Source organism: Roseicyclus salinarum (genome assembly GCF_029624655.1).
GTDB lineage: Bacteria > Pseudomonadota > Alphaproteobacteria > Rhodobacterales > Rhodobacteraceae > Roseibacterium > Roseibacterium salinarum.
In genome coordinates, this window is record NZ_JARRSA010000002.1 from 176,754 (window position 1) to 199,114 (window position 22,361).

At 60.2% G+C, this 22,361-nt stretch carries 18 protein-coding genes; 8 read left to right on the forward strand and 10 right to left on the reverse strand.

What is annotated here, in order from left to right; genetic code table 11:
• Positions 1-88: 88 nt before the first annotated feature.
• Complete coding sequence (locus tag P6F26_RS02290) at positions 89-517, reverse strand: DUF1489 family protein (protein WP_278027018.1); 429 nt, start codon at positions 515-517, stop codon at positions 89-91.
• 96 nt (positions 518-613) lie between these two features.
• On the opposite strand from P6F26_RS02290, the gene P6F26_RS02295 reads away from it, so the two are divergent.
• The gene (locus P6F26_RS02295; protein WP_278027019.1) at positions 614-2,890 is read left to right on the forward strand and encodes an adenosylcobalamin-dependent ribonucleoside-diphosphate reductase; all 2,277 of its coding nucleotides are present in this window, start codon (positions 614-616) and stop codon (positions 2,888-2,890) included.
• Positions 2,891-3,318: 428 nt separating this feature from the next.
• On the opposite strand, the gene P6F26_RS02300 is transcribed toward P6F26_RS02295, so the two are convergent.
• From P6F26_RS02300 to P6F26_RS02310, 3 genes are all read right to left on the reverse strand, one after another.
• Positions 3,319-3,717 carry a hypothetical protein gene (locus P6F26_RS02300; RefSeq protein ID WP_156883622.1) on the reverse strand — a complete coding sequence of 133 codons (399 nt, stop codon included), beginning with the start codon at positions 3,715-3,717 and terminating at the stop codon, positions 3,319-3,321.
• Positions 3,707-4,057 (reverse strand): hypothetical protein, encoded by a 351-nt coding sequence (locus tag P6F26_RS02305; RefSeq protein ID WP_278027020.1) that lies wholly within the window; start codon positions 4,055-4,057, stop codon positions 3,707-3,709. The genes P6F26_RS02300 and P6F26_RS02305 overlap by 11 nt, the downstream gene beginning before the upstream one ends.
• Positions 4,058-4,366: 309 nt before the next feature.
• Positions 4,367-4,780, reverse strand: a complete 414-nt coding sequence (locus tag P6F26_RS02310; RefSeq protein ID WP_020041010.1) for a hypothetical protein — start codon at positions 4,778-4,780, stop codon at positions 4,367-4,369.
• Between the two features lie 553 nt (positions 4,781-5,333).
• On the opposite strand from P6F26_RS02310, the gene P6F26_RS02315 reads away from it, so the two are divergent.
• The 6 genes from P6F26_RS02315 to P6F26_RS02340 all read left to right on the forward strand — a co-directional run bounded on the left by P6F26_RS02315 (position 5,334) and on the right by P6F26_RS02340 (position 13,868).
• Positions 5,334-8,018, forward strand: coding sequence for a UvrD-helicase domain-containing protein (locus P6F26_RS02315; RefSeq protein WP_278027047.1), 2,685 nt, complete (start codon positions 5,334-5,336; stop codon positions 8,016-8,018).
• A gap of 442 nt (positions 8,019-8,460) precedes the next feature.
• On the forward strand, positions 8,461-10,275 hold the full coding sequence (locus P6F26_RS02320) for an ATP-dependent nuclease (protein ID WP_278027021.1): 1,815 nt from the start codon (positions 8,461-8,463) through the stop codon (positions 10,273-10,275).
• A complete protein-coding gene (locus P6F26_RS02325; RefSeq protein ID WP_278027022.1) occupies positions 10,272-11,540 on the forward strand; it encodes an ATP-dependent helicase in 1,269 nt (422 codons plus the stop codon). Before P6F26_RS02320 ends, P6F26_RS02325 begins: the two co-directional genes overlap by 4 nt.
• Before the next feature lie 322 nt (positions 11,541-11,862).
• Positions 11,863-12,774 (forward strand): hypothetical protein, encoded by a 912-nt coding sequence (locus tag P6F26_RS02330; RefSeq protein ID WP_278027023.1) that lies wholly within the window; start codon positions 11,863-11,865, stop codon positions 12,772-12,774.
• Between the two features lie 3 nt (positions 12,775-12,777).
• Positions 12,778-13,407 (forward strand): hypothetical protein, encoded by a 630-nt coding sequence (locus P6F26_RS02335; RefSeq protein ID WP_278027024.1) that lies wholly within the window; start codon positions 12,778-12,780, stop codon positions 13,405-13,407.
• A 20-nt stretch (positions 13,408-13,427) separates the two neighbouring features.
• Positions 13,428-13,868, forward strand: coding sequence for a type I restriction enzyme HsdR N-terminal domain-containing protein (locus P6F26_RS02340; RefSeq protein WP_278027025.1), 441 nt, complete (start codon positions 13,428-13,430; stop codon positions 13,866-13,868).
• 46 nt (positions 13,869-13,914) lie between these two features.
• Here the strand turns inward: P6F26_RS02340 and P6F26_RS02345 are convergent, their stop codons facing one another.
• From P6F26_RS02345 to P6F26_RS02370, 6 genes are all read right to left on the reverse strand, one after another.
• Positions 13,915-14,883 carry a hypothetical protein gene (locus P6F26_RS02345; RefSeq protein ID WP_278027026.1) on the reverse strand — a complete coding sequence of 323 codons (969 nt, stop codon included), beginning with the start codon at positions 14,881-14,883 and terminating at the stop codon, positions 13,915-13,917.
• Positions 14,884-15,028: 145 nt separating this feature from the next.
• On the reverse strand, positions 15,029-16,930 hold the full coding sequence (locus P6F26_RS02350; RefSeq protein ID WP_278027027.1) for an AAA family ATPase: 1,902 nt from the start codon (positions 16,928-16,930) through the stop codon (positions 15,029-15,031).
• Positions 16,927-17,436 (reverse strand): ABC-three component system middle component 5, encoded by a 510-nt coding sequence (locus P6F26_RS02355; protein WP_278027028.1) that lies wholly within the window; start codon positions 17,434-17,436, stop codon positions 16,927-16,929. Before P6F26_RS02355 ends, P6F26_RS02350 begins: the two co-directional genes overlap by 4 nt.
• Complete coding sequence (locus tag P6F26_RS02360; protein WP_278027029.1) at positions 17,433-18,623, reverse strand: ABC-three component system protein; 1,191 nt, start codon at positions 18,621-18,623, stop codon at positions 17,433-17,435. The genes P6F26_RS02355 and P6F26_RS02360 overlap by 4 nt, the downstream gene beginning before the upstream one ends.
• Before the next feature lie 300 nt (positions 18,624-18,923).
• Positions 18,924-19,964 (reverse strand): hypothetical protein, encoded by a 1,041-nt coding sequence (locus P6F26_RS02365; RefSeq protein WP_278027030.1) that lies wholly within the window; start codon positions 19,962-19,964, stop codon positions 18,924-18,926.
• On the reverse strand, positions 19,961-20,791 hold the full coding sequence (locus tag P6F26_RS02370; RefSeq protein ID WP_278027048.1) for a protein NO VEIN domain-containing protein: 831 nt from the start codon (positions 20,789-20,791) through the stop codon (positions 19,961-19,963). Before P6F26_RS02370 ends, P6F26_RS02365 begins: the two co-directional genes overlap by 4 nt.
• Before the next feature lie 764 nt (positions 20,792-21,555).
• Between P6F26_RS02370 and P6F26_RS02375 the strand changes: the two genes are divergently transcribed.
• Positions 21,556-22,230 (forward strand): hypothetical protein, encoded by a 675-nt coding sequence (locus P6F26_RS02375; RefSeq protein ID WP_278027031.1) that lies wholly within the window; start codon positions 21,556-21,558, stop codon positions 22,228-22,230.
• Positions 22,231-22,361: the final 131 nt, after the last annotated feature.

Below are 22,361 nucleotides of genomic sequence, written 5' to 3' on the forward strand. Positions count from 1 at the left end.
GCAGGACAGCCGCCAGTGAAGCCACGAGCGCGCACGACCGTTGGTTTCAGCGAATGTGGATTTTTTAAGGCGGGGCCTGTCGGCGGCGTCAGAGAACGCCGATCTCGGCGAGGGCGGATTGCAGCGCGGGGGGCAAAGCCTCTTCCTGCGCGCGGCCCTTGGGCAGGTCGCGCGGGGCGTCCTCGGGCTTGAGGTAGCGCCAGCCCTGGAACGGGCGCCTTGGCGTCGCGGCCACCGCGATCGCCTCGGGGTCGAGGACGATCCCGCAGCGCAGGACGCCGTCGCCGCCTGCCACCTCGTCGAGGCGCAGGACGCGCTGGCGGCACAGCACCAGCCCCTTGAACACCCAGTAGAGCGATCCGCCCGAAAGAACCTCGTCGGCGCGCTTTGGCCACATGCGGGTGACGTGGCGCGGCAGGCCGTCGGGGCCTTGCGCCCTTGGGTTCGCCTGCCACGCCATCAGGTCCTCGACACGCTCCGCGCCGACGCACAGCTTGATGAGATTTACATGTTCCATCGAATCCCCGCTCGCCATATATTGTATTGTCCGCGCAGATGCATTCAAGCCGTTGTGGCGATTTCCACAGCCTGTTCACCATGGAGACCAGTCCCGATGAGCCGTTTCGCCGCGCCGATATCCGAAGCCATCTGGGACATGAAATACCGCTTCAAATCGGCGGAGGGCGCGGCGCTCGACCAGAGCGTCGAGGACACGTGGCGCCGGATCGCCCGCGCGCTCGCCTCGGTCGAGGCCGCGCCCGAGACGTGGGAGCCGCGGTTCTACGAGGCACTCGAGGATTTCCGCTACCTGCCCGCCGGCCGGATCGTCGCCGGCGCGGGGACGGGGCGGTCCGTGACGCTGTTCAACTGCTTCGTGATGGGAACGATCCCGGATTCGATGGCGGGCATCTTCGAAAGCCTCAAGGAAGCGGCGCTGACGATGCAGCAGGGCGGGGGGATCGGCTACGACTTCTCGACCATCCGTCCCAAGGGCGCGCCCGTGTCGGGCGTGGCGGCGGACGCATCCGGCCCGCTCAGCTTCATGGACGTCTGGGACGCGATGTGCCGCACGATCATGTCGGCCGGCTCGCGGCGCGGCGCGATGATGGCCACGATGCGCTGCGACCATCCCGACATCGAGGCCTTCATCGCCGCCAAGGCCGACCCTGCCCGCCTGCGCATGTTCAACGTGAGCGTGCTGGCCACCGACGCCTTCATGCAGGCGGTGAAGGAGGACGGCCCGTGGGAGCTGGTGTTCGACGGGCAGGTCTACAGGACGGTGCGGGCCCGCGACCTGTGGAACAAGATGATGCGCGCGACCTACGATTACGCCGAGCCCGGCGTGATCTTCATCGATCGCATCAACGCCGAGAACAACCTGTCCTACGCCGAGGAGATCGCCGCGACCAATCCCTGCGGCGAACAGCCCCTGCCGCCCTACGGCGCCTGCCTGCTGGGGTCGATCAACCTCGCGCGGCTCGTGCGGGAGCCTTTCGCGGACGCCGCGCGGATCGACGACGACGAGCTTTCGGACCTCGTGGGGACGGCGATCCGCATGATGGACAACGTGGTCGACGCGAGCCGCTTCCCGCTCGAGGCGCAGGCGCAGGAGGCGCAGGCGAAACGCCGGATTGGCCTCGGCGTGACGGGCCTTGCCGACGCGCTCGCCATGACGGGCCTGCGCTACGGCTCGCCCGAGGCGGTGGCGCGGACCGGCGACTGGATGCGCCTGATCGCCAACGCCGCCTATCGCGCCTCGGCGCTGATCGCGGGCGAGAAGGGGGCCTTTCCGCTCTATGACGCGGAGGCCTACGCGAATGCGCCGATGATCCGCCGCCTCGACCCCGAGGTGCGGGCGCTGATCGCCGAGCACGGGCTGCGGAACGCGCTTCTGACCTCGGTCGCGCCGACCGGCACGATCAGCCTTTTCGCCGGCAATGTCTCGTCGGGGATCGAGCCGGTCTTCGCCACCTCCTACACGCGCAAGGTGATGCAGCCCGACGGGTCGCGCACCGAGGAGGAGGTGGTGGACTACGCCGTCCAGATGTGGCGCGACCTTCACGGCGACGCCGACCTGCCAGAGCAGTTCGTCACGGCGCAGGACCTTGCGCCGATGGACCACGTCCACATGCAGGCCGCCGCCCAGCCCTGGGTGGACAGCTCGATCTCCAAGACGATCAACGTGCCGGCCGACATCGACTTCGAGGCGTTCAAGGACGTCTACCTCGAGGCCTACGAGACGGGCTGCAAGGGCTGCACGACCTATCGCCCGAACGACGTTACGGGGAGCGTGCTGAGTGTTGCGGAGGACAAGGGCAAGGCCGGCGGCGCGGTAGCCACCGAGACGGCTTCGGACGGCGAGGTCATCTACATGTCCGAGCCCCTCGACCGTCCACAATCCCTCGAGGGCCATACCTACAAGCTCAAGTGGCCCGGCAGCGACCACGCGCTCTACATCACGATCAACGACATCATCCTGAACGGCCACCGCAGGCCTTTCGAGATCTTCATAAATTCCAAGAACATGGAGCACTACGCCTGGATCCTCGCGCTGACCCGGATGATCTCGGCGGTGTTCCGGCGCGGCGGCGACGTGTCGTTCGTGGTGGAGGAACTGAAGGCCGTCTTCGACCCGCGCGGCGGGGCGTGGATGGGCGGCAAGTATGTCCCGTCCATCCTTGCCGCGATCGGCGGCGTGATCGAGCGGCACCTGATTTCCATCGGCTTCATCGACGGCGAGGGCATGGGCCTGAAGTCCGATCCGCAGGCCGAGGTCGTCAACCTCGGCCGTCCCCGAGGCCCGGCCTGCCCTGCCTGCGGCCAGTACGACATGCGGATGGTCGAAGGTTGCCTGACCTGCGCCAATTGCGGCCACTCCAAGTGCGGCTAAGCACTGGACGAGCGTTTTGAAGCTATTGCCACTACCAATTAGTGGCCACCGGCGGGCTTCGGAGGTCCATTTCGCAAACGAATAAGGTCAATCGGGCGTAGGCGCCCGATTTTCCGTTTTTTCGGCCTTTTCTCGCGGGAACGAGGGTTCGACTCTGTCCTGAGGGATATAGGCATCGGAAGCAGGCGGCAGAAACGATTTTCGTAAACTTTCTCAGGCTTGATCGTGGCCGTGGCGTTCTTGGGTTGGCGGCGTAGTTTCCGCCGCCGGTTATCGCGAGCCACTTCTCCGGAACGAGCACAACAGCGACTTTTTCGAAGTCTGGCCGTGAAGTTGATGTACAATGTCGGCATGCCTTGCACCAACGAGCGCAAGGCATACAAAAAGGGCGGCTTTCGCCGCCCTCGTCCGAGATGTCCGAGTATTTGTTATTGTGATCGCCAGAGCTTCAGCGCGTCTTCGATGCGCGTATAGGCTTGGATGACTTCGTGCTTCGAGTGATGGCCGTCGCAAAACTGATGGCCGTAGGTGTCTGCGCGGGTGTCTTCGATCCTGTAGCCGAGCGCGAGAAACGCCTCGTGCGCCGCCTCGGTCAGTCGCGCTGGATGGCGCGGCGAAGTGATGACAGTCACGCCGGCGATCTCCGGTCCGATCTGCGTGTAGTGCCGGTCCACCCAGACGTGAACACGAGACAGGCTGTGCTTCTCGATGAGCCACAGCGTCACGTCGCAGATGTCCTGCTCCATCCCGAACTGATCGGGATGGACGCTCAAGCGGCGCCGGCGCGCCAGCTGAAGGACACAGCGTGCCCCGGTCTCAGTCGGCATGGCGGAATCGCCCGAGAAGCTCGCTGACGCGCGCGCCATGCCACCGGGTCATGTCGGAAGCTGGCAGGCCCCTCACATGCCCGATCCTGTCGAGCGACGTCGGCGCCTGGTCGGCCAGGATACGACGGATATCGCGCAGCGCGGCCTCGACGGCATCGGCATCCGGGATAGGCTGCCCGAAGGCACCATGCAGATCGCAGAGCGCCGCGAACCCACTCGGATCATCGAGCGCGTCGAGCAGGTCGCAGAGGCTCGCACCATGGCGGCGGAGGTGCTGCTCCACCGCATAGGCGGCGCCAAGACGCGCCTCGGCGGTGTCGATTGTGGTGGTGTTGAGCATGATGATCTCCCTTTCATGCGGTTCGGAAACGGTGCTGGGTGCCTGATTCATCGGCGTCATGTTCCGTCGCGGGGAGACGCGGGGGCGTTGGCAGGGTCCTTTCGGTTGGTTGCGAAGCTGGTCTTGGGTGCTGGTGACGAGAACATTGGTCGTTCATCGGGATGACGAAGAGGAAATCTGCTGGGGGCATGGTTTTTTCTGTTCCTGGACCGTGCCGCCGCCGTCGGTGCCCTGTCGGAAGACTGCGCTTTGCGGTCATCCCGGAGCATGACGCCGACCGTGCAAACTGCGCATGGTCGGCGCCGCAGTTCAGGCCGCGTCCTGCACCGGGAGGGCAAGTGCCAGCGCATCCCGCTCATCGTCCAGTTCTCCGATCTCGACCAGGAGGTCGTAGAGCCGGTCAGTGAGAAGGCAGAGCTCTTCCACCTCCGGGCTCGCGGGATCGAGAAAAACCCAGGACGAAAGGTCGGGTTCGAACTCATCGATGACCGGGTCGAGAGACAAAAGGCGGTGCAGATCGACCAGCCTGCGGCGCGTCGCCCAGTCCAGGCGCGCGGCTTCGCGCAAGCGGGATATGAGGCGCAGGACACGGGCCGTTCCGGCGTCGCCGTCGATCAGGCCCGCGGCGTTGCACAGCGCGGAACCGTGCTTGTCAAATTGCGCGCGAACGGCAGCGAGTTGCAGATCTGCGGACAGGGTCTTCGTCGGGAACTTACGCAGCATGGTGGTCCTCCTTGGTTGCGCGTCTGCCGTTCGTGGCAGCATCAAGCCTGTCCGCAGTCGTTTCCGGGGGGCCTCCTTCTCATCTCTTGGGCTCGCTGGTCTTTGTATCGGTCCTCGAAATGGAGATTGGCCAATAGTCTGCGGGGCGAAGAAAAAAGTTCGCCATTGCCCGTGGCAATCGGGTGTCCCGGCCCAGCAAGTCGCCGGTCAGATGCATTCTCGGAAATAAATGAACAGGGCAGGCGCCCATTCGCGCTTCAAATGCGTCCCGAAAGGTTCCCGGCTGTCCGAAATCTGCTACACCTTGGAAAAGACTGGTAGTTTGGTGCAAATGAACCTCGCCTCAAAACCTTTCCTGAGGTTCCTGGTTGACCCTCTCGGCCGACATCCAAGGTCCCTAACTCTGCAAGACAGGGGCATTGCGGCACGCGGGGCGGGTTCGCCCCGCATAGGGTTTGACGCTCTCGCAGCGCGACCCTCAGTGAAGAAAGGCCTTCTTTCGTCGTCGCTATCGCTCGATCTTGGTGGCGGCGGCAACCTGACCTTGCCAGCGGTGGATGCCTCTGCGGCCAGAACCTTCGCAGAGGCGGTTACGACCGCCTGGACGAATTTCAATTGGGCGGAGCTGCAAAAGGAAGACGCAGCGGTCCGGCGCATCCTTCACACGCTCGATGCGCTCAAGGTGCCGGATGTTTATCCTGCCGCATGCCACGTAGCGCCGCTGGCGCGCGACGCTGCCGATCTAAACAGCCGTGTGCTTTCCAAGCTGAACGCGGAGGCCGTCGGCAACGAGGTGATGTCCCGGATCGCCCCTATCGTGGCCTTCGCTGCCGATCCGAACACCGTCCGGGACGCGGCTATCGAGACGTTCGTGGAAGCTCAGCTGCTTCGGTGGAAAGACTTCTTCGACACGGTCGAATCCATGCCGCTGACACCGGAGCAGCGCCTGTCGGTGGTCGTCGACGAGGACGCAACGTTGGTTCTGGCCGGCGCGGGGTCCGGCAAGACCAGCGTTATCACGGCCAAGGCCGCATACCTGGTGAAGGCGGAGATACGGAAGCCAAGCGAGCTCCTGCTCCTGGCCTTCGCCAAAGATGCTGCAACCGAGATGTCCGAGCGCATCGAGGCGCGGTGCGGGGTCCCCGTGGCGGCGCGCACCTTCCACGCATTGGCCTACGAGATCATCGGTGAAGTGGAGGGGGAGAAGCCCCCCTTGGCGCCGACCGCGACGGACGACAAGGCCTTCCTATCCCTCATGAAGGAGATCCTTCGGCACATCGTCGCGACCGCCAGTGACATCGCGCAAACCGTGATCGGCTGGTTCGCCGGTTTCTTCGACGACTTCCCGACAGAGTGGGACTTCAAGACGAAGCACGAATGGTATGCGCAGATCGAAAGCCGCAACCTGCGGACGCTGCAAGGCGAGACGGTGAACAGCTTCGAAGAGCTTCTGATCGCCAACTGGCTGTTCCGGAACGGCATCGCCTACGAATACGAGCCGAACTACGAGCACAAGCTCCAGAAGACCGGGCGTCGCGTCTACACGCCCGATTTCCGGCTGATCGAGAGCGGCGTCTACATCGAGCATTTCGGCGTGCGCAAGAAACGCGGCAGGGATGGTAAGGAGGAGTTGACCACGGCGCCCTATATCGACCGCGATGAATACCTTGAGGGCATGGATTGGAAGCGGCAAGTCCATGCCGAGCACGAGACGATTCTGGTCGAAACCTACAGCTGGGAGCGTGAAGAGGGGCGACTGCTCGAGGCTCTTGCCGAAAAGCTCAAACCCCACGTCACGCTCCGGCCGATCCCGGACATCGAGGTCTACGACCGTGTGGCCGAGGTCGGCGTGGTCGACAGCTTTACCTCGCTGATGGGCACCTTCCTGCGTCACTTCAAGAACGGCGGCTACCGGGTTGAGGACTGTTCGGACAAGGCGCAAACGCTGGAGATGGGGAAGCGTGCCGAAGCATTCCTGAAGATCTTCGGCGCCGTTTTCCGGGAGTATCAGTCCCGCCTGGGCGATCGGATCGACTTCGAGGACATGGTGAACCGCGCCACGGCCCTCGTCGAAAGCGGGCGCTATCAGAGCCCGTTCAAGCATATCCTCGTCGACGAGTTTCAGGACATCTCCACCGGGCGAGCTAAACTTATCCAGGCACTCAAGCGCCAGCACTCCGACGTTAAGGTGTTCGCCGTCGGCGATGACTGGCAGTCGATCTACCGCTTCGCTGGGTCGGACATTCACATCATGCGCAACTTCGGTGCGGAGTTCGGCGGGACCTATGCAGGAGCCACTGGTGTCCATCGCACCGTCGACCTCGGCCGGACCTTCCGATCAGTCGACAAGATCGCCCTTGCGGCCCGTCGCTTCGTTCTGCGCAACCCGGCACAGATCACTAAGACGGTGATACCGGCAGGCGAGACGGACGAGCCTTCGATCAAGATCGCCTGGACGCGCCGCGACACCGGGGAGACGGTTTTGAACGACGCCGTGGCTGGTCTTGCCGCCACAGAAGGAAAGGGTGGCGGGAAGCCGTCAATCCTGATCCTCGGTCGATATCGGTTCCTGAGGCCCGATGTCGGGCGGCTTCAGCGCCAGAACTCTGGTGCCACGACCTCCTTCAAGACCATCCATGCCTCGAAGGGGCTGGAGGCGGATCACGTCATCATCCTCGGAGCCGACAACGCCAAGATGGGCTTCCCGTCGATGATCGTCGACGACCCACTGCTCAGCCTGGTATCGCCCGAGGCTGAGCCATATCCGAATGCCGAGGAGCGTCGCGTCATGTATGTCGCCATGACCCGGGCCCGGCGAACAGTGACCATTCTTGCCTCCGAAGCGCGCCCCTCCGTCTTCGTCGAGGAGCTGATAAAAGAGCCCGAATTTGGCGTGGTTGTGCCGTTGGAGGCCCAGAAGCACACCCACACCTGTCCGGGTTGCGGCGGGCGTTTGCTCCACATGGCAGGCAAGGACGGCCGCGACTGGTATCGCTGCGAGCATGTGAAGCTGTGCGGCAGTCGCATGCCGGCATGTCCCGCCTGCGGTGTCGGCTTTCCGGTCCGTTCCCGAACCAGTGGGGACCTTGTTTGCGGTGATTGCGGCGAGACGCAACAGGCCTGCCCAAGTTGCGATGTAGGATGGCTTGTCGAGCGCCGTGGCCGCTATGGAGCATTCCTCGGCTGTGTCCGCTTCCCGGACTGCGATGGCAAAGCGAAGCTGCAGAAAAGTGCATGACCTGCTTTAAGAGCCCGATCCAGCCATTGATACGACCTCTGACGAAGGTTGGTAGGTAGCGCGTTCCGGCGGTTCGTGGCTGTCGCCGAGAACCGCGGCCCCCATCCGGCTCAACGGACAAGTCGTGCCTGGCCCTTTCCGGCCATTGGCTCCATCCACGAAATTTACGGTGCAGCTTCACACGATCGGCAGTTCTTCTATCGCGCAACACTTTCGAAGGAAGACTGTCGGTAGTGCGGACAAGCCGACGGTGCGTCGAGGCATGGATCAAGGTCGAAAGCAGCCGCCATTTTGTGGTCTGCTACACAAGGCGACCGGCAAGAAAATCATTTCGACCCTTTGCGGCAAGGTGCTGACTATGACCATGAGTCGGAACCGACTACTCTTTTTCTAACACCTTGGAACGCCTCAGTCCGCGTTCAAACTGACGAAGGGGCATGTAATGGAGATCGCCAGTTTACAGATCGAAAATTTCCGGGGCGTACAGAACGGTATTATCCGTTTCTCGGCGCACACGGTGCTGGTCGGTGCGAATAACTGCGGAAAGACTACCGTGATCGAGGCGCTGGCCCTACTGTTTGGCCGGGATCGGATGATCCGACAGCTGACCGAGCATGATTTTCACGGCAGCAACCCGCAGCCAGCAGATCGCATACGTTTGACCGCGACGGTGATCGGATTCCAGGGCGACGACCCCACCCAGCATCCAGGATGGTTCCGCGACGACAGGGGCATCGTTAAGTGGTGGAACGCGGCGACCGGCACCGTTCATCCTGCTCGTGCCGATCCCGAATGGAGGCTCGCCTGCCAGATCGCTTTTTCGGCGCGGTTCCATCGGCCGTCGCTCGAAGTTGAGACGCTTCGTTACTTCCACGACGATGATAGTGTCGGAGATGTGTTCGACGATGAGACGGCGACCCCGCTCCCCGCCCGCTTAATCCGCGACCTGGGCTTCTTCTTCGTACCTGCTGCCAGGACCTGGGATCGGACAGTGTCGTTCGGCTCAGAGCTCTTCCGACGCGTTGTCGCTGCCGGCGACGGCCAGCCTTCGGAATCAGTTCTTGCCGAACGCGATCGTTTGCGCGAGCCGGCTGAGAGGCTCGAGCAGGACGGACGGCTCTCGCCGATTGTTGACCGGCTCAATCAGGAACTGCGCGGCTTTTTCCGGACTAACCCGACACTGCATTTGCGCGTGACACCCACCGATTCCGAAGGGCTGCTTGGGTCAGTAGTGTCACACTATTCGCACGCCGAGGCGGACCTACCGCTACCCGCTAAACGTCATGGCAGCGGGCTGTTGTCGCTCCAGCATCTTCTGTTGCTTCTGCAATTCGGAAGGCTGCGTGCCGAGGCGGAAGAGAATTTTTGGATGGCGCTGGAAGAGCCTGAGCTGCATGTCCCCCCGGCGTTGCAGCGTCGGCTGGTGCATCGCATCCAGTCACTATCACGCCAGACCCTGGTCTCCACCCACTCGCCGATGGTCGCTGCGCTGGCGGACCCGAGTGGCGTCGCGGTCCTGCGCAACGAAGGGGGCGTCCTTACGTCAGTGCCACTGTTGCAATCGACCTTGCCTGCTGACACGCCTAATAGCGTCCGTAAGCTGTTCCAGGTAAACCGCGTCGAGACGATCGCAGCGGTCATGCATGAATTCGTGCTAATCCCCGAAGGCAGGACGGATTATGAATGGCTCGGTCTTCTTGTCCGAGCTGTCGACCTCCATCAGAGTTGGACAGCCGCCGATGAATGTCGCTTCGACGCCTTTGTCGGCGTAATTCCGACCCATGACGGATCTGTCGTGCGCACCGCGGCGGCGATGTCGCCGCTCCACCCGCGCGTAGTCGCGCTGGTCGATGGCGACTCCGAGGGCGTCGGCTATGCCACAACGCTCGCCGCAGCTGGTGCTCCGAATTCGGGAATCATCCTGCGCTGGGCTGAAGGCCAGATGCTCGAGGACGTGATCGGATGGATCATCGATGCCGACGCGGCCGCGTGCCTGCCGACCATCTCGATCGACGATCCTCCTGCAGACGTCGCCAGTCTTGTCGCGCGCCTCAAGGACGATGTGCGAGCAACTGGCGGGCTCAAGAAGGACAGTTCGAGCTACGAGGCGATTGCCGGAGCGATCGGCGCAAACGACGCATGCTGTGAGCGAGCGCGATCACTCCTCAACGCTATCACTGAAGTCGCCGAGGGTACCGACAATCCGCTGTTCGTGGCGGACCCGAACCATCCGACGATCAAGGTCTTTACGCCGTGACTATCCAAGCTGTCGAAGGCGGCGCCGGTTGTGGGAAGACATATCGGCTCATGGCGATGCTCGCTGAACGTCTCCAGACCCACCCGTTGGACGACGGACAGCGGGTCCTCGCGCTCACCTTCATGCATGGGTCGCGGCGACGGCTGTCCGAACGGCTGCGCTCGGTCGATAACCTTCGCGGACGTGTGGAGTGCTGCACGATCGATGCCTTTGCGTGGCGCATCTTTCGCCGGTGGCGGGGGTTAGCAGTCGCGCTTGGCATCGCTCCTGCGACCGAGGGTGAGTTCGATCGCGTCTGCGAGGCATCCGGACTTCTGCTGGAGCTACCGACAGTTTGTGCTTGGGTCGCGGCGAGCTTCCCGATCGTACTTGTCGATGAAGGTCAGGATCTCAGGCCCGAGCGCCTGCGTATGCTCAAGGCGCTCGCGGGCTCCGTCCATGTGCTGATTGCCGCCGACGAATTCCAGTGTCTGGATCAGACGCTTCGTCCCAATCCACTTGTAGAATGGCTGCAACAGGACGCAGAACCGGAGACACTGGTGCAGGTGCGCCGCACGAATTCGCCGGGACTGCTGGCTGCAGCGACTGCGATCTGCGCGGGCAATGCGCCTGTCAACGGTGCCGGCTTCAAGCTGCTCCCGTCGAGAGGCGGCGTGCCGTTTGCCACGGCAATGCTCGCCAATGCCATCGCCTGGCGGCAGGGGGGTGATGTCGCGGTGATAACACCGGCGCTGCAAGGCGGGTTTGCCAAATCCGTTGTTGGCCGGCTTGCTGAGGGGCCGTGCGGGAGACATCAGAACGGACCCTACACCGTCCACTGGGAAGGTAACGACCGCGACGAGGCGCAGGCGATCATCGCAGGTCTTGATCTCCCGGCCGACGCGCCGTCGGCAGATGTATGCGCTGCGCTGCGGGCGATCCCGCGGAACGGCCCCGTGCATGCGGCATTGTCGTGGGTCGAGAACCAAGTGCACGCGTGCGGCCGGGAAAATTTTGCCCGAACGGAGATCGAGGAAATCATTGCGCGGCAGGTCTCGCTGCGACGGCAGCATGGTGGCGGCGCGTCGCATCAATTGGCGGCGATGACGGTGCAGCAAGCCAAGAACAGGGAGTTCGATGGCGTCGTGGTCATCTGGCCGTATCAGGTGGGCGGTGATGCTGAACACAAGCGTCGCCTACTATACAACGCGATTACGCGGGCGAAGCGATGGTGCAATGTCATTGTCCAAGGTCAGAATATTCTCACTGCTCCGCCGTTCGCCTGAATGCTCGATTCCATGTGGCTGGCTTGGTGCCGGAGCGGATATAAGGGATAATGGCATCTGCCTCGCTGTGATGCGCGAACGTCGAATGATACAAATGGCAAAGACGGATTCAACGTCATGCGTCGAGTCCGTCGTGTCTGCATGCGAGGTTTCGTGTGTCATTAGGTCCCCGGTGTCGCGCATGTCGTAGAGGCCTATCGTCTTGCGAAGATAATTCGCACCGGTTCGATCGACACTACAAAGGCACATCGGATTCGGATAATTTCGTCGCAAGGTGATAAACGAACCGGGTAAAGGCGGCGCGTTTCTTTGGGGGGCAAGTTTGAGCACAAGTTACTTCACGGAGCGCGAATATGGAGCGCGACCGGCAATATCAGAAACTATCGACGAGCGGGTTTGGGGTGCCCTCCATGCGCTTGTGGATATGCGCACCGGAAATGGCGCGTTTGGCTTTCGATTCCCCGAGCAATGCCCGGACGGAAAAGGGCCGTGCGGCTGCGACCAGCAGGCTTTTGGACAATTCCTCCAAGCCGAAGTCCCGTGGATCGAGTGGCCGCTGCGAGGCGACGAGCTACCCGAGACACCGGTCGTGCTGGATCTACTGGAGTTCTGCGCCAAGGCGGTCGGCGAACCCATCCTCGGCAGCTACCACTCCTACTATGGTCATCATCACTTGACGTGGGACAGAGCCGCTGGTCTCGCCTCCTTTGTCGCGGACGTCAACCTCCTGTTCCAGCGGAATGGCATCGCCTTCAAGCTCGATGATCACGGCCGCGCGCAGCGAATTCTACCGCAGCCGGTCGCACAGACGCTCGGCTGGCAAATGTTCGATACAGGTGAAACGGAGCTCGATCGCCTACTGGAATACGCTCGCTCACGCTTCCTTTCCCCAAAGTTCGAAGATCGCCGGGATGCGACCGAAAAGCTGTGGGATGCCTTCGAACGCATGAAGACGCTCGAGCCAGGTTCGGATAAGCGCGCGCAGGCAGATGCTCTGCTGGATCGCGCCGCTGCCCCCGGAACGAAAATGCGTGCCGCGCTTGCTGACGAGGCGAAGGCGCTCACCTCTCTCGGCAACTGCCTGCGAATTCGCCATTCCGAGGTAACGCAGGAAATGATCGATCGGTCGGAGCAGTTGGACTGGCTCTTCGTCCGCATGTTTGGCTTCTTGCGGCTGCTCTTGCTGTCGTCCGGGCGGAGCACCAAACCAACGTCCACAGTTGGGAGACGGTAGGGAATGAGCATTGATGTTACGAAGGCAGATGTCGGCGTCGCTGTTGGAACCGTCACCGCCATCGCAGGTGTCCTCGCTGACCTGAAGTTCGACAATTCAGTCACAACGGCTTTGACCGCGGCCGGCGTCATTGCGACCGCGTTGTCGAGCTATTTCAAGTCGCGCAGTGCGGCCAGAAGTGCTCGGGAAAGCGCGCGCGAGGTAGCCAATATCGCGGCTACGGCTTCGATCGACAACACCGCCAAAACGGTTCTGGTGCAGACGGTCACCGCAGAGCGGGCGAAATGGCGAGCCGAGATGCGCGACCAGACCGAAAGGCTGGCGGGGATCCTGCGCACCCGAAAACGAGGCGAACCCGAGGTCGACTGGGCGCAGTTCGACCGTCTGCGAACCGGGATCAGGCTGCGCCTCAATCCGACCGGGCGCACTCCGGCTCCTGCCGAGGGTGACACGCATGATGCCGATCGTGCGGTGCACCAGGTTCTTGATGCCATAGCGAATGCAGGCAAATCAGGGGTGTCGCCGAACACCGAGTTGGCCGACCAACTCGAGGAGTACATGGCGGCTCTTCTCAAGGGCGAGTGGGACAAGTCGAAGCGCGAAGCGGTGTCGGGGAAACTTGGCAGTTTGTAACCGGTCGGCGAAGAGGTGTTATGAAGGTAACGAAGGCAACGAAGGGCGAGACCGAGGCCCAGCTCGAAACCCGGGCGCGCGTCGCGCTTCTGAAGGCACTGCCGTGGCTCGACGGTAAGGAGATCAAACAGCAGGTCAGCTTTACGATCCGCTTTGGTCACGCCGTCATCCACGTGGACGGCAAGGAGCGAGAGCATGTCACGGGACGCGCCGACATCCTCGTGACAGCGAACGGGGCGCCCACTCTGGTCCTGGAGCTGAAGCGTCCCGAACTCGGTATTAACGAAGACGACGTGGAACAGGGACTCTCCTACGCCCGCATACTCCACTCCATCCCAGACCGCCACTGGTGCTGGCGACGGACGGCACGGAGAGCCGTTTGGTCGAGACGCACACCGGAATGGACTGGCGCCCCGCGTCCCAGGATGAGGGCCCAAACCGGACCTTCGCCCCTTTCATAATTTCTGCAGTGCGACCAGCCGAACCGGACCTTGCCACAGGTAAAATTCACTCGAGACCTGGATCACTTGTGTGTCGACCGAAAAAAGCTTGATTGCAGTCTTCAAGAATTCCCAGCCGATTCAGTTGAGGTTCGACTATCCTCCATCCACAGCCAACAACTCGGTTGACCCGTGAAAGATATGAAGCGATTGCCTTTGGAGCAGTTGAGTGCTCGATTTCGTCAGTACCAGATTTCCACCGCTTCATGCAATGTTTGGCAGCCAGAAATGTCAAACCTGTGATGCCGGCCCGCGGCACTGTTTGCCGGTCAATATCAAGAGCCAGGCGCCGAAGAACTGAAAAACATAATATCGCATCAAAGTAATCGAATTTTATTACGTCCCCTTCTTTGAACGTTTTAAGCTTCAGAGGACCATGTTCGTGCGTGCGTTTTACCCAGCTTTGAAGTGCATCGGCGAGCCTGGTTGAGTTAGCCATAGATTCGAGTTCAGAACTTGCCACACCACTGCGATGAATTATGCAGTTGCGAGCAGAGCGATAATAGTCGAAAACTGGAACGACAAAGTCCTCCCTCGACGTATCGAAACCGTGACGGAGATAAAACCGTTCAAAATTCAGACCCGTTTCATCGACTGTGCCGACTGCTGATCCTACCTGAGTTGAGACTTGTGACGGCGAGAGGAGGTTATGGTATTCGAGACTGGATAGCTCCGCTTCCACATCAGTCAAAAATCTATCAAAAGCAGAAAAGCTTCTGGCGAGGCCGAGATTTGCGACTTCCGAATAGGCGGTCTCGATGATTGTATCGGAGAACATTGGCTTAGTGCCCCACTGCTCAGCCAACAAACCTACTTGTGACCAAAGTGCTGCTGAAGATGTTCCGGCTTGGATTTCTTTGGTTGTTAGCGAAAGCCCTACACTTACCACTTTCAAAGCATTTCCAAGTTCTTCATGCGTATTGCTGAATGTCTTGAACGCCGTGGAGTTTGCCTTTGCAATGTTAAGTTCCGACATGGTGATTTTCTCCTCCCGGCCCAGAGCTGACCTACGGCACAGATTCCAATATTGATTTGCTGCATCGCCGAAGCGGACCCCGAGGGTTTCCGCAGCATCCTCGGCAGGTAAAACGATCACTTTCTTAGCGTCATCAGCTACCAGTTTAGTTGACGTCCCCCAGCGTGCGTCGTTGGTGTGAATATTGTGGGCCGATAGTTAGTTCGTCGGCGTCGAGTTCCGGATTGATCGTTGAGGTCGTGAAGATAATCTGGTGGTCGAGTTTCGCTGCTGCCGACGCTTTCACGATAATGTTTTGAAAGTTATGACTTCGCTTGTCTTCCATACCCTTGTCCTCAATATTGTCCATGAGGAGGAATCGCGGATGGAGGAATTCCTCGTCTTGGGTTGCTGCGGCAAAGAGCGCCAAGATGACGGAGTTTTTGACGATCACATTGCTGCTTTCCGCGAAGTTCAGATCGCCGTCCACAAGGATGGAGTTATCCCGGAAATTCACCTCCACCGAGTCCGCATGCCGGAACTCGTCCTGTCGGTCGAGGTCTTGCCGCAAGAAGGTCTTCGCCTTTTCGGAGACGTTAGTCAGCGCGATCCGCCGCCTCAGCGCACTGGCGGCTTCAAGCGCCTTCTGGCGGTCTTTTTTCGTGTCGATCTCGGCCTGTATGGCCGACTTGCGCGCGCTCACATCCTCAAGTTCGCCCGCGCGCTCACGAAGGCGCGAAAGCTGGGTTAGTTCTCGGTCGATCTGTCCCAGACGTTGATAGCGCTCGGCCACGAAGCTTTCGCGCGGGCCGTTACTGATCTCGTAGCGCACCGTGAATTCTGAGAGCTGCTCCCGATAGTCGGAGCGGAGCCGCCGTAGTTCCTTTTTGGCATGCGCCGTTCCGGCCTCCTTGTCGTCAAGTAGCTGACGCGACTCCCTGATCTGGATATCCAGGTCGAGCTTGATCTGGAGATATCGCGATCGCTCCTGCTCCGGATCGGTGTCGCTGCCACAAAGAACGCAATGGTCGGGATCGCTCGTGCCGTTGAGCGGCGCAAGGCAGGCAGGGCAATGCGTGAATTCAATACTGCCGATGATCTCTGACGACCTTTGCGCTTTTGGTAGCTTCTCCGAAAGTTCTTCAAGATGGGCGATGAAGTTCGTCAAATCTTCAACTTCGAGGGCATTGGTATGGATTTGTTGCTCCAGATCGGCGATACGACCGCGAACTTTTCGGATATCGGCTGCTGCCCTTTTGCTCTCCGCCAGAAAGCCTTTGACCTCCTCTCTATCGATCACCTCGTCAGCATTCGCGATCTCTGCGGAAAGGCGACCGTATTCAGCTTCAAGCTCTTTAAGCCGGACATCGACACTCTCAACCCGTGCCAATGCCTCATCCTCGGGTAAAGATTTGAGGAGCGCCTTGTATTGCGCGTCGAGTTCATCGAACTGCTTGTTCAGTTTCCGGAGTTCGAGTTCGATCTCGTAGGACTCATATCCCCGGATGCCATAGACAAGATCACCTACTGCCTCTCTAATCTCTCCGGTGTCAAAGGACTCATACCGGAATAAAAATGAAGCCGGTGTCCGCTGGTCTGCATAAACGAGCCTAAGGAGCTGGTTCATCGTGATATTGGCCGCACCCTGACTTTGCGCTTCGGGTATTCCAGACGCCCTGAACATTATCTGGGAAAAGCTCTCGTTACCTCCACCTGATCGCCGGATCGGATAGCTTTGCCAGCCATCGAGGCCCTGTGCCGCCGCTTCCTCAAAGGACCCGAAGAATACCATAGCCGGTGTCTGGGCCTTGCCGATCGGGCGTCTTACGGTGAGAATACCGCTCGCTGTGCCGATCTCGGCTTGCACTTCATCGCAATTAGCGGCGACGGATTTCCAGTTATCGAACTCGCCGCCGAGGACGTAGAAAATAAAGTCCGCAATTGTCGATTTTCCCGAGCCATTCTCACCACGAATGATGTTCACGCCCTTATGGAAACCCTGATCATAGACCGGAACGCCGCCTTGCATGACTCTCAGGCGCTTGATGTGGAACTGCGAATAGCTCATCTGACAAGCCTCCGAAGTCCGGTGCTCTGGCGGATTTCAGATATAGACCTTGTTTCTGGTGCATAACGCCCGACAAGAAACGCACCTATCTGTCGTTCGCTGTCGGAAAAGAGCAGCAAGAACTCTTCCTGAAACAGTGTGCGCCCCTCCTCGGACGGCGCCACATTACCGCTTTCAAGCTGCGGTAGTTCAATGAGTCCTTTGCCGGACAGGGTCCGGAAGGCCTGTCGCTGCACCTCGTCCATTTTCTGAAAGAGGATTTGCGCTGAAGGGTAGCTGACGAAGGATTTCTCGGGTCGCGGCACGCCAAGCGTGCCAAATTCATTTCGCACCGCCTGCGGCATATGCGTTTTGTGGAGAAGCGGCGCGTTCGCGAGGAAGAAATCCATGATGAAGAGGCGCTCGGGCGACGGCAAGGTTTTCCCTTGCCACAAGCCGAGAAGGCCACCGAGCCTGCGCACGGCGTCATAAACGTCGAGCTGCGGAAACCAAAGCCGTCCGGTCATGGCTTGTCCCACTGAATATGGCATTGCTCGGTCAGGTAGTAGAGCGCCTGAAGGATTGTGCTGTTTGTGAGCTTCCCGTGTTCGCTCGACGCGCAAAGCGGATCGATCACGTGCTCCTGCAAAGCGGCCGCGATTTCAGAATTTGCTGCGCCTGCACAGATTACCGGACCGTAGACATGAGTCAGAAAGCGCTGCTCGACGGCAGAAAGGATTGTGTCGTGACGCGTTTTGGCCTGGGTGAACAGACCAAGCTTGTGGTATCTGCGCGCAAACCTGCTCTGGAGATTATTAGCATTGGCGTAGTCGTATTCGCGGCCGGCGTCGATCAGCTTGTCTTGGAGGGTTCGCCGATCATCCTTTGAAGGCACCGAATAATCATCTGGACCCAAGTCACCATCTTGATCGCCATCACTTACGGCCGGACAATCCGCCAAGACCTTCTCGATGTGTCGGCGCATCGAAAGATAGATCATCGCATCTTTAGAAGTAGGTTTACAGATTGCGATGTGGTCGGCGTCCACTGGAATAGGTCGTGTTTTCGTGCAACCGGGATCAGCCGAATCTTCGGACACCACGAGAGCCGCTCCTTTCGTCTTGTATTTTTCGTAATAGGCGAGTGTCGTAAGGCCCGTTTTTGCGGACAGGTCGCGATAGCCGATATTCAGGTTCGTGAGAAAGCCGCTGTCGTTGCTTAGCGCCTCGATGGAGGACGAGGTAACCCCTGATATCAGCGCCTTCACGATGGCGGCGAGTGCTGCGCCCTTATGGGGCGTGGCTAAGAACACTACGAGCTTGAGCTGGTCGCCAAGCGCATTCCAGTCCTCGTCTTGCGCTTCGCAGCAAGCCCTAAACATCTCTTTTGCAAGCAAGCCGCCAAGACTATGGCAGATGATGATCAGCGGCCGCTTCCCGATGCCGCTTGAGACCATGTACTCGGCGAGACTGGAAGCACGCTCGTGAAGGGTCAATTCCTTCTTGGCCCATTTCGCGAATACACTCGAGGGATACCCCGCCGTGTGAATGCAAACACCGGGGAAATCGTCCACGAGCCAGCACGGCCAAAAGGTACCGCCGGAATTTGTCCAAGTTTCCTTAGGATCGCCCGTTAGTCCGTGGATAAAGACAATGTCGAGCACCGCAGCATCCTTGTGACCGCAAACGCTTTCGAACTGGAGGCCGTCGCTCATTCCATTCCCTTGAAACCGAACAAAAAACTGATCATTCTTGACGCTAAAGAAACCTGCCTGAAGCATCAACCTGATTTGGCCCGTCGATTCAAGCGACTGTTACTGACTGCCAAAAACTCCCTTGGCAAAGAGTTTCCACTCCCCACGCAGCACTCTGTTGATCCCGCTTCTGCCGGGAACCTTTGCTTCCCGCCCGTCGTGTCGATCTGGCCAGCGCCTGAGCGGAGATTGGCTAAATGTTCGCTCCCGGCTTTCTCGTATCTTCATCTCACGACTGCAGCGAAAGTCGATTTCCTGCCCTTAGAGCCCGGGTCGGCCACCTCCGCATGCAGGGCATTTCCGTTGAAAGATGTCGGATCCGTTTGCGCCGTAGCGGTGGCCGCAATCGTGGCACTCCAACAGATAGACGATCTGGTTGTGATCGTTCCCGGGCAGACCTGTGCTATGCAGAACCTGTTGCCGATTTCTGTTCACGTACCCGGGCTTGGTGGTCTTGCTTACATTACTACTGACGGCCTCTCGGCGGCGAGCGGATTTCTGCTGTGGTGGCCAGCTTGCGCCCAAGATCCAGCCCTCGACGGCGGCATATCCAGCGATTGCTTGCGGCTGGGGCGGTTGAAGAACTGCCCTGAGCGCTCCTGTCAGGTCGGCGTCCTGCAACCAACGCGCAATGGAGTAGGCGTCGTGCTGGTCCTGGGTGCGGTTCTCCTGCGGGTAGTTGGAACTCCAGAGCCGCGGATAGGCCTCGATGATCACGGATTTTCCTGTGGCGGGCTCCCAACCATCGAAAGGCCAGAAATGCAGTCCCGGGTGTGCGGACCGGATCCGCCTCAGCCAAGGGATTCCGGCATGGGTGGATTTCGCAACAGAACCCTGAATGTCGAAGTGAAACACCGATTTCGCCGAGCCGGTTGCCTCTTCCGTCAGTCGACGCCATGCCCGCTCGCCGCTGCGCGCGGCACCGTTTCCGACACTCCCGTCCCTGACGAAATCTACATAGGTGTGCGGGGCATCGGTGGGCCAATGGGTGCAAAAATCCTCCAGGAAGACATCCCAGTCTGGGGCGAGGCCATGCCTTTCGAAATAGCGCATGGGGAAAGAGAAGCTGTGATCGATACCGACGATGGTTGGAGCGCCGGATTCGAGCTCCGCAATCAACCACTCGGCCAAGCCTCGGCGCGTCCAGTATTTCCTTGAGCTGGGTGGAGGCTGGATCTCGAGCGGTGTCCCATCGTCTCGGGCTTCATAGACCCTGAGGCTTTTCAGGCTGGATTCAGCCGTCTGAGCCCCTGAATAGTCGATGCCAATGGTCCGGCGAAACATGCGATCTTCGCCTATCATTCAAAGCTCGCCCGAAAACTTGTGGCGGTCAGCGAGACGTGCGCGTCCAGCGGCGGGCGCAACTCGAACGCCTTGGGATCCCGGGCGAAGTCGTGGAGGCGGAAGAGATGCCAATGGTCGCGTCTTTCTTCCGCTACCTCCAACTCGTTGCGCGAGATATCGAAGGGCGTGCGTTCCCATCCGTTGGTTGTCTTTACCTCGATCAGACGATCCTGCCCGTCCGGTGTGAAGCTGGCGATGTCGTAGCCCAGACCGTCGCCATCCTCCTTCGATACCCATCGGACGCGCCGGGCGAGGTCGGCCCTGCCGTGAGAGTTCAAGGTCGCACGTTCATGGTGAAACACACGCTCTTCTCCGGCGTAGCCCAGGACGCGGTTGCGCTCATCGCGTCCCGCGGCGTCGAAGCGGCGGGCGATGTGCTGCATCTGTTCCAGCTCGTCCGGCGGCGGTGCATTCCGCAGGGTGGGGGCTACGCCGACAAAAATCGGTGAGGGTTCGGCCATCTGGCGCTGCTCCGTCCGATGCAGCGCAATCTCCCACTCCGGGTGTTGCGCCAGCCAGCGGGCCGCAGCCTCGGCGAGCGCCATCTGGAAGTTGAACCGGGGCGCATAGCCTTTGATGATTGGCAACCCGAGGCCGCGCATGGCGGCGGAGATGTTGCACAACTTGAACTCAATGGAGCCCCGACTGCGGTCGATCTGTCCTTGCAAGGCGCGGTTCTGGGCGGCCTTGTTGTAGCGCCGCCCCGATAGCTCGTCGCTGAGCATCGAGAAATACGCTGCCACCACAGCCTCGTTTTCGAAATCAGACCAATCCGTTGTTTCCATGTCGGCACGGTAGGAGGTGCCGAAGGCCTTGTCATTCTGAAAGGTCCGATGCGGTACGCGTCGTTCTGCACCGCCCTCAGTCATCATTGTCAGGCGAGACCTGACGATTCACCGCAATGCGAATCGTGAGAAACGAACGGTCGGGGATTCGAACCATCGCCCCGAGATCCGTTTCTAAAGCCGCGTGACAATAATGCCACCCCGGGTGCTCGGGGTTGGAGGCGTTTTGAGGGGAGCTTCGGGCTCGCGGAAAAAAGTTGGGCTGAGAGCCGCTCCGGAAATTCAAACTTGGACTACATAATAACGAATTATTTCAGTGACTTAATGGTTTTCAAGCAATCGCTTGGGTTCACTCTTCTCTGGACGATAACGATTCCGGAAAACTTTTTTCGGCCGAAATAAGCTGTTGTTGGAGGGTCCGAGATGGGTAGTTTCTCGGCCTCAAGCGAAGGATGACCGGCAGATCACACCAACCGGGACGCAGATTTTTCTTCGTGAGACAGGCAGACAGCCAACCTCTCATTCAACAACGTCGGAGCCCGGCGGACGGTCGAGAGGTCAAGGTCAAGAGGAGACGAACCACCACGGTCCCCGGCACAGGGTAGACCACGAGACACAGCAGGACGATCCGATGTGATGCCTGCGCCCGGAGCACCGGAACACACCAGCTCCGTCAATGAAACCAGAAATCAGTATCGCAGCCCACGGGCAGCGTCGGAGCGCATTCCGGCGAACGATACTCTCATGCCGAAAGGAACAAGAGCATGATGAAGATGCCGGATGGCGGGATCACGATGCCGGAGCGCGTGCAACTTGCACGGAAGACGGCTGTCGGCGCCCGCGAACACCAAAGCGGGCAGATCACGATGGACCCCGATGAGGGGTATACCATGGGCTACGACAGCAACACCGAAATGAAGTGGAAGGTTGTCCTTCTCGCCCGCCCGGGTGTGGCCTGGATCGAAAGCCAGGTACACTTCCAGTGGCTCGATGCCGACCGGAAGAAGGGGGAGCACTACTTCGACTTCCGCGTGCTCATGGCCGACGGCAAGCGCGTCGCGATCATGGTGAAGTCGGAATATCGCCGCAACCAGTCCAAGGTTCAGGACGAACTCGCCGAAATCGCGGCTCGGGTTCCTCGGAGTTTCGCAGACCAGGTCGTCGTGATGACCGAACGCGATATCGACCCCGTCGAATACTTCAATGCCGAGATGATGCACGAGATGCGTCGCCCCGATCCTGATGCAGACGCCGGCGCACGGCGGCTCCTTGGCGAGATCGTCGGGGCTGTCCGGATCCAGGATCTGGTCGATGCCATTGGCCTGGGCCCGCGCGGCTTCCGCGCCGTGGTTCGCCTGCTCCGCTCTCACGAACTCGAACTCACACTCAACGTGCGCATCACGCACGAAGCATATGTCCGCCGGAGTATGTCCAAATGATCGCCGTCAAACCCAGCCCCGTTCAGCCCAACTTCTCCTTCTCGAAATACGATGGCATCACAATCGGGGGGCAGCCTTTCCGCTATTTCGAGACCCGCGAAGAAGGCCACATGTTCTTCAAGGTGACCGGC